Annotated in this window: 11 protein-coding genes; 5 read left to right on the forward strand and 6 right to left on the reverse strand. The window is 52.8% G+C overall.

The window, feature by feature from the left end; all coding sequences use genetic code 11:
- Positions 1 to 83 precede the first annotated feature (83 nt).
- The 5 genes from ssuB to ssuE are packed head-to-tail and all read right to left on the reverse strand — an operon-like array spanning position 84 to position 4334.
- Positions 84 to 851, reverse strand: a complete 768-nt coding sequence (gene ssuB, locus OGX86_RS18345; protein ID WP_286640354.1) for an aliphatic sulfonates ABC transporter ATP-binding protein — start codon at positions 849 to 851, stop codon at positions 84 to 86.
- Positions 848 to 1639: an aliphatic sulfonate ABC transporter permease SsuC gene (gene ssuC / locus OGX86_RS18350; protein WP_286640355.1), complete on the reverse strand. Its 792-nt coding sequence runs from the start codon at positions 1637 to 1639 to the stop codon at positions 848 to 850. The genes ssuB and ssuC overlap by 4 nt, the downstream gene beginning before the upstream one ends.
- A gap of 10 nt (positions 1640 to 1649) precedes the next feature.
- Complete coding sequence (ssuD, locus tag OGX86_RS18355) at positions 1650 to 2795, reverse strand: FMNH2-dependent alkanesulfonate monooxygenase (protein ID WP_286640356.1); 1146 nt, start codon at positions 2793 to 2795, stop codon at positions 1650 to 1652.
- Entirely contained in the window at positions 2792 to 3766 is a 975-nt protein-coding gene (locus OGX86_RS18360) for a sulfonate ABC transporter substrate-binding protein (RefSeq protein ID WP_032942899.1), read from the reverse strand. Before OGX86_RS18360 ends, ssuD begins: the two co-directional genes overlap by 4 nt.
- Positions 3759 to 4334: an NADPH-dependent FMN reductase gene (gene ssuE, locus OGX86_RS18365; protein WP_032942900.1), complete on the reverse strand. Its 576-nt coding sequence runs from the start codon at positions 4332 to 4334 to the stop codon at positions 3759 to 3761. The genes OGX86_RS18360 and ssuE overlap by 8 nt, the downstream gene beginning before the upstream one ends.
- 243 nt (positions 4335 to 4577) lie before the next feature.
- Between ssuE and pyrD the strand changes: the two genes are divergently transcribed.
- Positions 4578 to 5588, forward strand: coding sequence for a quinone-dependent dihydroorotate dehydrogenase (gene pyrD / locus OGX86_RS18370; protein ID WP_003831973.1), 1011 nt, complete (start codon positions 4578 to 4580; stop codon positions 5586 to 5588).
- Positions 5589 to 5753: 165 nt separating this feature from the next.
- Positions 5754 to 6296: a cell division protein ZapC gene (gene zapC, locus OGX86_RS18375; RefSeq protein ID WP_003035852.1), complete on the forward strand. Its 543-nt coding sequence runs from the start codon at positions 5754 to 5756 to the stop codon at positions 6294 to 6296.
- On the opposite strand, the gene OGX86_RS18380 is transcribed toward zapC, so the two are convergent.
- A complete protein-coding gene (locus tag OGX86_RS18380; protein WP_128316946.1) occupies positions 6293 to 7399 on the reverse strand; it encodes a YcbX family protein in 1107 nt (368 codons plus the stop codon). The two genes, zapC and OGX86_RS18380, sit on opposite strands and share 4 nt — an antisense overlap.
- Before the next feature lie 98 nt (positions 7400 to 7497).
- Here OGX86_RS18380 and rlmKL point away from each other — a divergent pair, with 98 nt between their 5' ends.
- Genes rlmKL through pqiA form a run of 3 tightly spaced genes read left to right on the forward strand, consistent with a single transcriptional unit; the run spans position 7498 to position 12795 of the window.
- The gene (rlmKL, locus tag OGX86_RS18385; protein WP_286640357.1) at positions 7498 to 9606 is read left to right on the forward strand and encodes a bifunctional 23S rRNA (guanine(2069)-N(7))-methyltransferase RlmK/23S rRNA (guanine(2445)-N(2))-methyltransferase RlmL; all 2109 of its coding nucleotides are present in this window, start codon (positions 7498 to 7500) and stop codon (positions 9604 to 9606) included.
- A gap of 12 nt (positions 9607 to 9618) precedes the next feature.
- Positions 9619 to 11526: an ABC transporter ATP-binding protein gene (locus OGX86_RS18390; protein ID WP_008784281.1), complete on the forward strand. Its 1908-nt coding sequence runs from the start codon at positions 9619 to 9621 to the stop codon at positions 11524 to 11526.
- A gap of 15 nt (positions 11527 to 11541) precedes the next feature.
- Entirely contained in the window at positions 11542 to 12795 is a 1254-nt protein-coding gene (gene pqiA, locus OGX86_RS18395) for a membrane integrity-associated transporter subunit PqiA (protein WP_032942902.1), read from the forward strand.

Below are 12795 nucleotides of genomic sequence, written 5' to 3' on the forward strand. Positions count from 1 at the left end.
AGTTTAGTAGGCCGGATAAGGCGGTAACGCCGCCATCCGGCAAAAGGCCCGGTACGCGCTACCGGGCCTGGTTTTCTGAGCGGTTATCCATGTCGAAGGATCGGTTGTTCCGTCTCGCCGCGTTTCATAACCCGGTTCAACACTTCCGCTTCCAGATCGGCTAACCGTACCGATCCCAAACGGCGGGGGCGCTGAATATCCACCGTAAGATCCAGTCCGATTTTTCCGTCCTCAATCAGCAACACGCGATCGGCCATAGCCACCGCTTCACTGACGTCATGAGTGACCAGCAGTACGGTAAAGCCGTGCTCTTGCCATAAAGAGACGATCAGATCCTGCATTTCAAGGCGGGTTAGGGCATCCAGAGCGCCGAGGGGTTCATCCAGCAGCAGCAAACCAGGGCGATGAATTAATGCCCGTGCCAGGGCTACACGCTGTTTTTGTCCACCGGACAGCGCAGCCGGCCATTCGTGAGCACGACTCTCCAGCCCAACTGCGGCCAGCGCATCTCGGGCCGCATCGCGCCACTGACCTTTCAGACTCAGGCCCACATTATCGATAACCGTCTTCCATGGCAGCAGACGCGCATCCTGGAACATCATACGTGTATCATCCTGAATTTCCGCCAGTGGGGTGGTTCCGGCAAGTAATGCGCCTGAGGTGGGCGATTCCAGCCCTGCCAGCAGACGCAGCAATGTACTTTTACCACCGCCGCTGCGGCCAACCACGGCAACAAACTGTCCGGCCGGAATATGCAAATCTAATTGATTGAGCACTGTATTGGCGGCGTATTGTTTTGTCACGGCGCTCAGCAACAGCGGTGTACCCTGATTCAGGCGAGCGGTATTCATATGGTAGCCTCCTTTACATGATAAGCCGGGTGCCAGCGTAGCCAGACTCGCTCCAGCAGTTGGGCGCTGACGTCGGCAAGTTTGCCGAGCAGGGCGTAGAGAATAATGGCCACCACGACCACATCGGTTTGCAGAAATTCGCGGGCGTTCATCGCCAGGTAACCAATACCGGCATTGGCAGAAATGGTTTCCGCCACAATCAGCGTCAGCCACATCAGCCCGAGAGCAAAACGCACGCCGACCATAATCGAGGGCAGGGCGCCGGGGAGGATCACATGAACAAACAGTGAAAAGCCGGATAATCCATAGCTGCGCGCCATTTCTACCAGCCCACGATCGATATTACGGATCCCATGCCAGGTGTTGATGTAAATTGGGAACAGTGTGCCCAACGCCACGAGAAAGATCTTGGCGGATTCATCAATGCCGAACCACAAAATCACCAGCGGGATCAGCGCCAGATGCGGTACGTTACGCAGCATCTGCACCGAGGTATCCAGCAGGCGTTCTCCCCAACGCGAAAGACCGCTGATAAGTCCCAGTGTCAGGCCAATCGATCCACCGATGGAGAATCCGATCAGTGCGCGCCAGGAACTGATGGCCAGATGCTGCCAAAGCTCGCCGCTGGCGGAAAGCGTCCAGAAAGCTTCGATAACACCTTCCGGAGAGGGCAGAATGCGAGTGGACAGCCAGCCCATTGAAGATGCGAGCTGCCAGAGCGCCACCAAACCTACCGGTAAAAACCAGGGCGCGAGGCGTAATAACCACCTGTTTTTCGGCGTTGCCATTAGCCGCTCCTTAGCTTTGCGCGATTTTGCGCGGGATAAATTCGTTTGCAACCGCTTCGCCTTGTTGGTGCAGACGCTGTGGCTGTGGAATTTCAGGTATCGAAACATCCAGATGCGGGAACAGTAGCTCGCCAACTTTGTACGCCTCTTCCAGATGTGGGTATCCGGACAACACAAAGCTGTCGATTCCCAGCGCGGCATACTCGTTGATACGCGCCGCGACAGTCGGACCATCTCCGACCAGCGCGGTACCCGCGCCACCGCGTACCAGTCCAACGCCTGCCCACAGGTTCGGACTAATTTCCAGTTTGTCGCGTTTACCATTGTGCAGTGCAGCCATTCGCTGCTGACCAACCGAATCCGTTCTTGAGAAGGCGGCCTGGGCTTTGGCAATGGTGTCGTCATCAAGGTGGGCTATCAGACGATCCGCTGCCTGCCACGCCTCGTGGGTTGTCTCCCTTACGATCATATGCAGACGAATACCAAAGCGGATCTTGCGCCCGAGCGCCGCTGCTTTGGCCCGCACCTGTTCAATCTTCGCTTTCACCTGTTCCGGCGGCTCGCCCCAGGTCAGATAGAGATCAACCTGCTCGGCAGCAAGGTCTTGTGCGACATCAGACGAGCCGCCGAAATAAAGTGGTGGCCGGGGTTGTTGAACGGGAGGGAAAAGCAGCTTCGCGCCGCGGACATGAATATGTTTGCCGTTGAAATCCACCGTTTCACCTTGCAGCAAGCGCCGCCAGACCTGAGTAAATTCAGCAGAGGCTTCATATCGTTCTGTGTGATCGAGGAACACGCCGTCACCTGCCAGCTCCTGCGGATCGCTGCCGGTCACCAGGTTAAATAACGCCCGGCCATTTGAGAGTCTGTCGAGCGTCGCAGCCTGACGTGCGGCAACCGTTGGCGAGGTGACGCTTGGGCGCAGCGCGACCAGAAACTTTAATCTCTGGGTGACCGGGATCATCGAAGCGGCGACCAGCCAGGCATCTTCGCAAGAGCGACCGGTTGGGATCAGGACGCCGGTAAATCCAAGACGATCGGCCGTTTGCGCGATTTGTTGCAGATAACTGTGATCGACCGGGCGCGAACCTTCTTCCGTTCCAAGATAATGACCGTCACCGTGGGTGGGTAAAAACCAGAACATATTCAGACTCATAATTTTTCTCCTGCCTGCTGAGTGGGTTGCCAGATACGCTGGCGAATATCGATTTTTTTCGGCACCAAACGGTTGTCATAAAACAGATCGGCGGTTTGTTGTTGCAGGGCAGCAACAGAGGCGTTGACTGGCACAATGGTGGTTGGCGGACGGTGATCCAGATAAGACGCAATCACCGGTTCGGGCAGCCCCATGGTTTTGGCCAGCAGGGTAATGCTTTGCTGGCGCTGGTTGAGCGTTAGCGCATCGGCCTGGCTAAAGGTATCCAGTACGCCAAGTACAAAAGCGCCATTTTTCTCGGCATAAGGACGGGCGGCGAGATAAAACGAACCGGTTTGCTTGAGGTCTGAGCCGTCCTTCAGTACGCGTACATCACCTTGCAGTAACGCGGCGGAATAATAGGGATCCCAGATAGCCCACGCATCCACGTTTCCTTGCTGAAAGGCCGCTCGCGCATCGGCGGGAGTCAGATACGTTGGTTGAATATCGGTAAATTTCAGTCCGGCCTGTTGCAGCGCCCGGAGCAGTAAATTGTGGGCGCTGGAGCCTTTCTGGAAGGCGACTTTATGTCCTTTAAGCTGCGCGACGCTCTGGATCGGGCTATTTTTGGGCACCAGAATCACTTCGGCTTTCGGTTTGGGCGGCTCGACGCCCACGTAAACCAGATCGGCCCCGGCTGCCTGGGCGAAAATCGGCGGAATGTCACCGGTACTGCCGAGATCGATACTGCCGATATTGAGTGCTTCCAGCATTTGCGGTCCAGCCGGGAATTCGACCCACGAGATTTTAGTCTGCGGATAGCGTTTCTCGAGTAGCTGATGGCTTTTGGCCAGCACCATACTGACGCTTCCTTTCTGGTAACCAATACGCAGAGCATCGGGGGCCGATTCTGCGGCATGCCCCAGCGTTGACAGCGACAACAACCCGGTCAGTGCCAGCCATGACGTGTGACGCCTGAGAAAATCAAGCATGAGCGGCACCTCGCAGGGTGTTCAGTTGAGGAAGTTGGACATCGCGACGATGCAACGCCAGCCAGAAGGTATCGAGCGCACTGTCCAGACGCTGCTGAAGGTTGGGCGTAAACTGAGGTTTATGCTGATAATCAATCACCTGTGAATCATCGGCAAACACACCGTGCAGGATCTCCTGGGCCTTTAATGCGCTCAGTACCGGTTTCAGCGCGTAATCGACGGCAAGTAAATGCGCCACGCTGCCGCCGGTCGCCAACGGCAAAACCACTTTCCCTTCCAGCGCCCGCTCGGGGAGTAGGTCGAGCAGGGTTTTCAGCGCGCCAGAGTAAGCGGCTTTATAGACTGGTGTTGCGACAATCAGCCCGTCTGCATCCTGCAATTGTTCGATAAATGTGTTCAGCGCCGGACTGTCGAAACGAGCATAGATCAGGTCTTCCGGGGCAAAATTGTGCAGGTTCCAGTGAAAGATTTCGACATCCTGACCGTGAAGTTTTTCTCGGGCATATTCCAGTAACGCACTGGATCGAGAGGGAAAGCGAGGGCTCCCCGCCAGAGTGATGACGCGCATAATTTCATTCTCCCCTTATAACTAATTGTTTGCTTTTGGTTAACATTGATAACAATTTGAGCAGTCTGGCAGAGAGATTTTGTTTATCGAAATGATTTATACGGGATAGAAAAGTTGGAAATTGAATAAAAAGGCAGAGGCGAGGAAAACGATTGCTATTTATTGCCGCAGGTCAATTCCCTTTTTGCTCGCGATCGCACATAATACGCCCCCGGTTTGCACACCGGGAATCCAGGAGAGTTCATGTACTACCCCTTCGTTCGTAAAGCCCTTTTTCAGCTCGATCCAGAGCGCGCTCATGAATTGACATTCCAGCAATTGCGTCGCATTACCGGCACACCGCTTGAAGCGCTTGTGCGCCAGAAAGTACCGGCAAAACCGGTTACCTGTATGGGGTTGACGTTTAAAAATCCGCTCGGGCTTGCTGCCGGACTGGATAAAGACGGGGAGTGCATTGATGCGCTCGGCGCGATGGGATTTGGTTCCATTGAGATTGGTACCGTGACGCCACGCCCTCAGCCGGGTAACGATAAACCGCGTCTGTTCCGTCTGGTCGATGCAGAAGGTTTGATCAACCGCATGGGGTTTAATAACCACGGGGTTGATAACCTGGTTGAGAACGTTAAAAAATCGCATTTCGACGGTATTCTGGGTATTAATATTGGTAAGAACAAAGATACCCCAGTAGAGAACGGCAAAGATGACTATCTGATTTGTATGGAAAAAGTCTATGCCTATGCTGGTTATATCGCGATTAATATCTCTTCGCCGAATACGCCGGGATTACGTACGCTGCAATACGGCGAGGCGCTGGACGATCTCCTGACGGCAATTAAAAATAAGCAAAACGATCTGCAAGCGATCCACCATAAATATGTTCCGGTGGCGGTAAAGATCGCGCCGGATCTTTCTGTGGAAGAACTGATCCAGGTCGCCGATAGTTTAGTTCGCCATAATATTGATGGCGTAATTGCGACTAACACCACCCTCGATCGTTCTCTTGTTCAGGGAATGAAAAATTGTGATCAAATGGGTGGTCTGAGCGGTCGACCGTTGCAATTAAAAAGTACAGAAATTATTCGCCAGTTGTCTCAGGAATTAAAAGGTCAGCTGCCGATTATTGGCGTTGGTGGTATCGACTCGGTGATTGCTGCACGTGAGAAAATAGCTGCTGGTGCAACCCTCGTACAGATTTATTCGGGCTTTATTTTTAAAGGTCCGCCGTTGATAAAAGAAATCGTCAGCAATATCTGAATGCTACCTTAATCACAATCCAGGGCTTTATTTCTAGCCCTGGTTGTTTTATATTCCTTTACTGTTGCTTATTTAAACATTCTGAGCTTTTATTATTAGGGCAATAAACGAAGCGGCAAAAGGATACTGTCGTAACGGTGATGATTAAGGAAAGGAGAGAAACTGATGCGAATTAAACCCGACGATAACTGGCGCTGGTATTATGATGAAGAGCACGATCGTATGATGCTCGATTTAGCCAATGGCATGTTATTCCGTTCGCGTTTTGCTCGTAAAATGCTCACTCCTGATGCATTTTCTCCGTCTGGTTTTTGTGTTGATGACGCCGCGCTTTATTTTTCCTTTGAAGAAAAATGTCGCTACCTGGATTTAGCCAAAGAACAAAAAGCGGAACTGGTGCTTAATGCGCTGGTGGCGATTCGTTATCTCAAACCGCAAATGCCAAAAAGCTGGCACTTTGTCGCACACGGTATTAACTGGTCGCCGGTCGTGGGTGACGCAGCCTGTGTTGATTTAAGCGATACCGATGAACAGGTAAACCTGTTAGTGGTTGAGCCGGGTGAAAACGCCGCGCTTTGCCTGCTTGCGCAACCTGGCGTGGTTATCGCCGGGCGTACGATGCAGCTTGGCGATGCGATTAAAATAATGAATGACAGACTGAAACCGCAGGCCGTTGTTGACAGTTTCAGCCTTGAGCAGGCGGTTTAGCTCTCCAGCCTGATTGCCGTTTTGGGAACACAGCTGCAGCACAGAATTGTTCCGTCGTCCCCCATCGCTGATTTCTTCAACGGGCTAACTTCGCCTTCTACCAGTCGAATTCGACAGCATCCGCAAATGCCTGCCCGGCATGAATAGGGAACCCGGATACCCTGGCTCTCCAACTGCTCAAGCAATACCTGTTGATTATTTCCGCGAAAGGTCTGTCCCTGCCAGTCAATAAGCACCGTGGCATCAGGTTGTTGTTCGGGTGTAGTTTCGTCTGATTCAGCCGCGCCGTACGCTCTGGCGGGGCCGGTTGCCAAAATTTCTACCTCATCGCCGACGCGAATAACGCCACTGTTACGCGCGATAAGATTCTGACCGAAATCGACATCGCCGTTATCTACCGCAGTACGGAAGGTTTGCAATGTGACAAGCGGTTCACCGGATGGATGTTTCTGGCCTTTTTCCGGGCTAACTGTCGTGAAAATACAGCGGCTACAGGGTTTTGCTACATCAAAAATAACCTCGCCAATGCGAATCACTTTCCAGGTATCTTCTTCCCAGGCACCAGCTCCCGAAACCACTATATTGGGGCGAAACTGTTCCATTTTGACGCTTGCCGGACAGCGCTGTTGCACATCGCGCAGGGATGCTTCGTTGGCCAGCAGATAAGGATAACCATCAGCGAAGGATAAAGGAACATCAACATGGCGTTTTACACGGCGCGTCAGCTGCGGGCCGACCCAGCGTAACTGCACGTCACGGGAGAAAAAGCCGCTAAGCCACTGGTTGATAGCCGCTGGCGCAATACGCGCGGTAAAATGGTTTCCCCATACTTCTGTTGGCGCATCCTGGAGAGCGAAGTCGGCAAATCGCACGAGCGCGCTGCTGCCATCTGGAGCTGTAAGATGCAGTCCATCGTGGAATGGGGAAGGCGTAAAACGGACCATTTGTGGGAACTGGCGGGCGGTTATGAACGTTCCGTCAGGTTCAGTGATCATAAATATGCGATCAAAGGCGAGACCGCTAATATCTGCCAGGGCATGCGTAAGCCCAATGCCGCGCATTGATTTAACCGGATGAATAAAAAGTCGGGTTAACGTGACCACTGTACAGCCCCTCGAATGAAAATAAGCCTTCAACTTTATGACATACAGCCCATATTAGCTATAATGCGCAGCAATTTTCTTGGAGTAAAAGTGACATTATGAATTCTCTGTTTGCCAGTACGGCCCGCGGGCTGGAAGAGCTGTTAAAAACTGAACTGGAAAACCTCGGCGCGCTGGAGTGTCAGGTCGTTCAGGGTGGGGTCCATTTTAAGGGCGACACGCGGCTTGTTTACCAGAGCCTGATGTGGAGCCGCCTGGCCTCGCGCATTATCCTGCCGATGGGAGAGTGCAAGGTCTACAGCGATCTTGATCTGTACCTCGGCGTTCAGGCAATCGACTGGACAGAGATATTTAACCCTGGTGCTACGTTTGCCGTCCATTTTAGCGGACTGAACGAGACCATTCGTAACAGCCAGTACGGCGCGCTGAAGGTCAAGGATGCGATTGTCGATGCCTTTACCCGCAAAAATATGCCGCGTCCGAATGTGGATCGTGAATCCCCGGATCTGCGCATCAACGTCTGGCTGAACAAAGATACTGCCAGCATTGCGCTCGATCTAAGCGGTGACGGTTTGCATCAGCGTGGCTATCGCGATCGCGCGGGTCAGGCACCGATTAAAGAGACGCTGGCCGCCGCTATTGTTATGCGTTCTGGCTGGCAGCCGGGAACCCCGTTACTCGATCCGATGTGTGGTTCCGGCACGCTGCTGATTGAAGCGGCAATGTGGGCGACCGATCGCGCGCCGGGTCTGCACCGTGGATACTGGGGCTTCAGCGGTTGGGCGCAACACGACGAAGCTGTCTGGCAAGAAGTTAAAGCCGAAGCGCAGGTGCGTGCGCGTAAGGGACTGGCTGACTATACCTCGCATTTTTATGGATCCGATAGCGATGCGCGCGTGATTGAAAAAGCGCGTAGTAATGCTCACCGCGCCGGTATCGCCGATCTGATGACGTTTGACGTGAAAGATGTCGCCAAACTGAGCAATCCGCTGCCGAAAGGACCGTATGGGACAGTTATCAGTAACCCGCCTTACGGCGAACGTTTGGATAGCGAACCGGCGCTGATTGCCCTGCACAGCCTGCTGGGCCGTACGATGAAAAACCAGTTTGGCGGCTGGAATTTGTCGCTGTTCAGCGCCTCGCCGGATCTGCTCAGCAGCCTGCAATTACGTGCCGACAAGCAGTTCAAAGCGAAAAACGGTCCGCTGGATTGTGTGCAGAAGAATTATCACGTTGCAGAGACCACTGCGGACAGCAAGCCTGCCACGGTCGCGGAAGATTATGCCAACCGCCTGCGCAAGAATATTAAGAAGCTGGAAAAATGGGCGCGTCAGGAAGGCATTGAATGCTATCGCCTGTATGACGCTGACCTGCCGGAATACAACGTTGCAGTAGATCGTTACGGTGATTGGGTCGTGGTTCAGGAATACGCACCGCCGAAGACGGTTGATGCGCAAAAAGCACGTCAACGCTTGTTCGACATCATTGCCGCCACGCTGTCAGTATTGGAAATCGCGCCAAACAAACTGGTGCTGAAAACCCGTGAGCGTCAGAAAGGCAAGAATCAGTATCAGAAGATGAATGAGAAGGGTGAATTCATTGAGGTAAGCGAGTACAACGCGCGCCTGTGGGTTAACCTGACTGACTACCTTGATACGGGTTTATTCCTCGATCACCGTATTGCGCGCCGTATGTTGGGGCAGATGAGTAAAGGTAAGGACTTCCTCAACCTGTTTTCCTACACCGGTAGCGCCAGCGTACATGCAGGATTGGGCGGTGCGCGTAGCACCACGACGGTCGATATGTCGCGTACCTATCTGGAATGGGCGGAACGTAACCTGCGTCTGAACGGCCTGAGCGGTCGCGCTCACCGTTTAATTCAGGCCGATTGCCTGGGCTGGCTGCGTGATGCGAATGAACAGTTTGATCTGATTTTCATCGATCCGCCGACGTTCTCTAACTCAAAACGTATGGAAGATTCGTTTGATGTGCAGCGCGATCATCTGGCGCTGATGAAAGATCTGAAACGTCTGCTGCGTAAAGACGGCACGATCATGTTCTCCAACAACAAACGTGGGTTCCGTATGGATCTCGACGGTTTGGCTGAACTGGGATTGAAAGCACAAGAAATTACCCAAAAAACGCTTTCCCAGGACTTTGCCCGTAACCGTCAGATCCACAATTGCTGGCTGATTACCGCAGCCTGAAAGGATAAATAAATGTCATTGATCAGTATGCATGGTGCATGGCTGTCGTTCAGCGATGCGCCGCTTCTTGATAATGCAGAACTGCATATCGAAGATAACGAACGCGTCTGTCTGGTTGGCCGTAACGGCGCAGGTAAATCGACGCTGATGAAGATCCTGAACCGTGAGCAGGGGCTTGACGACGGGCGTATCATTTATGAGCAGGATCTGGTTGTGGCGCGTCTGCAACAGGATCCGCCGCGTAATGTTGAAGGCAGCGTGTATGATTTCGTTGCCGAGGGTATCGAAGAGCAGGCCGAGTATCTCAAGCGTTATCACGATATTTCGCGTCTGGTGATGACTGATCCGAGCGACAGGAATCTGAATGAGATGGCGCGGGTTCAGGAAATGCTCGATCATCACAATCTGTGGCAGCTCGAAAGCCGTATTAATGAAGTACTGGAGCAGTTGGGGCTGGATCCAAACGCCGCACTTTCTTCGCTTTCAGGCGGTTGGCTGCGTAAAGCGGCGCTGGGCCGCGCGTTAGTGAGTAATCCGCGTGTACTGCTGCTGGATGAACCAACGAACCACCTGGATATTGAAACTATCGACTGGCTGGAAGGGTTCCTGAAATCCTTCAATGGGACAATCATCTTCATTTCCCACGACCGTTCATTTATACGCAATATGGCGACGCGTATCGTCGACCTCGATCGTGGCAAGCTGGTGACTTATCCGGGGAATTACGATCAGTATCTGCTGGAAAAAGAAGAAGCGCTGCGCGTAGAAGAGTTACAAAATGCAGAGTTTGACCGCAAGCTGGCGCAGGAAGAGGTCTGGATCCGTCAGGGGATCAAAGCGCGTCGTACCCGTAATGAAGGCCGCGTGCGCGCACTGAAAGCCATGCGTCGCGAGCGTGGCGAACGCCGCGAAGTGATGGGCACGGCGAAGATGCAGGTCGAAGAGGCGAGCCGTTCAGGCAAGATTGTTTTCGAAATGGAGAACGTGGATTACCAGGTTGATGGAAAGCAGCTGGTAAAAGATTTCTCCGCACAGGTACAACGTAGCGACAAAATTGCGCTAATCGGACCGAACGGCTGCGGCAAAACAACGCTGCTGAAGCTGATGTTAGGCCAGCTTCAGGCTGACAGTGGACGCATTCACGTCGGCACCAAGCTGGAAGTGGCCTATTTCGATCAGCACCGCGCCGAACTGGATCCAGATAAAACCGTGATGGACAACCTGGCTGAAGGTAAGCAAGAGGTGATGGTTAACGGTAAACCTCGCCATGTGCTGGGTTATCTGCAGGACTTCCTGTTCCATCCGAAACGCGCGATGACGCCAGTGCGAGCGCTCTCTGGTGGGGAACGAAATCGCCTGCTGTTGGCGCGTCTTTTTCTGAAACCCAGCAATCTTTTGATTCTCGATGAACCAACGAACGATCTTGACGTCGAAACGCTGGAACTGCTTGAAGAACTAATTGATAGCTATCAGGGGACTGTACTGCTGGTAAGCCACGACCGTCAGTTTGTGGATAATACTGTAACTGAATGCTGGATCTTCGAAGGCGGCGGTAAAATTGGTCGTTATGTCGGTGGTTATCATGACGCGCGCAGCCAGCAATCTCAGTATGTGGCGTTTAAACAACCGGTCGCGAAAAAAACAGAGGAAGCTGTTGCTCCTAAAGCAGAAATTGTCAAACGTGGCACGAGCAAACTAAGCTATAAACTGCAGCGCGAACTGGAGCAGCTCCCCGCTCAGCTTGAAGAACTGGAAGCTAAACTGGAAAGGCTACAAGCGCAGGTTGCTGACGCCGCTTTTTTCAGTCAGCCACATGAGCAAACGCAGCAGGTATTAGCTAATCTGAACGAAGCGGAACAAGAACTTGAGCAAGCCTTTGAGCGCTGGGAGTATCTTGAGTCTTTGAAGAACGGCGCATAATTTAAAGGAGCACATATGTGCGAACATCACCATGCCGCGAAGCATATTTTGTGCTCGCAGTGTGACATGCTGGTGGCGTTACCTCGCCTTGAGCATGGTCAAAAAGCGGCATGTCCACGATGTGGCACTACGTTAACGGTTGAGTGGGACGCGCCGCGGCAGCGTCCTACCGCCTATGTATTAGCAGCATTATTCATGCTGCTTCTGTCAAACCTCTTCCCCTTTGTGAATATGAACGTCGCAGGGGTGAGCAGTGAAGTGACGTTGCTGGAGATCCCCAGCGTTCTCTTTTCTGAAGACTACGCCAGTCTCGGCACCTTCTTTTTATTATTCGTGCAGTTGGTCCCCGCGTTTTGCCTGCTGACTATCTTGCTGCTGGTGAATCGGGTGCAGATGCCCGCCAGACTTAAGGCGGGTCTTGCACGCGTCCTGTTCCAGTTAAAAAGCTGGGGGATGGCGGAAATCTTCCTCGCTGGCGTGCTGGTCAGCTTCGTTAAGCTTATGGCTTACGGCGATATTGGCGTGGGCAGCAGCTTTATTCCGTGGTGCTTCTTTTGCGTTTTGCAACTGCGCGCATTCCAGTGCGTTGACCGTCGCTGGCTGTGGGATGATATTGCGCCAATGCCAGTGATTAAGCAGGAGTTAAAACCTGGCGTGCCCGGCATTCGACAGGGACTGCGTTCCTGCTCTTGCTGCACCGCGATTCTTCCCGCTGATGAACGGGTGTGTCCGCGCTGCCAGACGAAAGGCTATGTGCGGCGTAAAAACAGTCTGCAATGGACGTTGGCATTACTGTTCACGTCGATCATGCTTTATCTTCCTGCCAATATTTTGCCGATTATGATTACCGATCTGCTCGGGTCAAAGCTGCCATCAACGATACTTGAGGGGGTGGTTTTAATCTGGAGCGAAGGCTCTTATCCGGTGGCTGCGGTTATTTTTATCGCCAGTATTATGGTGCCGACGTTGAAAATGATCGCCATTGCCTGGCTATGTTGGGATGCCAAAGGGCACGGCAAACGCGACAGCGAACGTATGCACCTGATTTATGAAGTTGTGGAATTTGTCGGTCGCTGGTCAATGATCGACGTCTTTGTGATTGCGGTACTCTCTGCGCTGGTACGCATGGGAGGGTTAATGAACATTTATCCTGCAATGGGTGCTTTGATGTTTGCTTTAGTCGTCATTATGACAATGTTTTCTGCGATGACATTTGATCCGCGTCTGTCGTGGGACCGTGAACCAGAACCAGGCCATGAGGAGTCCTGA

Source organism: Citrobacter sp. Cpo040, assembly GCF_030332915.1.
GTDB lineage: Bacteria > Pseudomonadota > Gammaproteobacteria > Enterobacterales > Enterobacteriaceae > Citrobacter > Citrobacter portucalensis.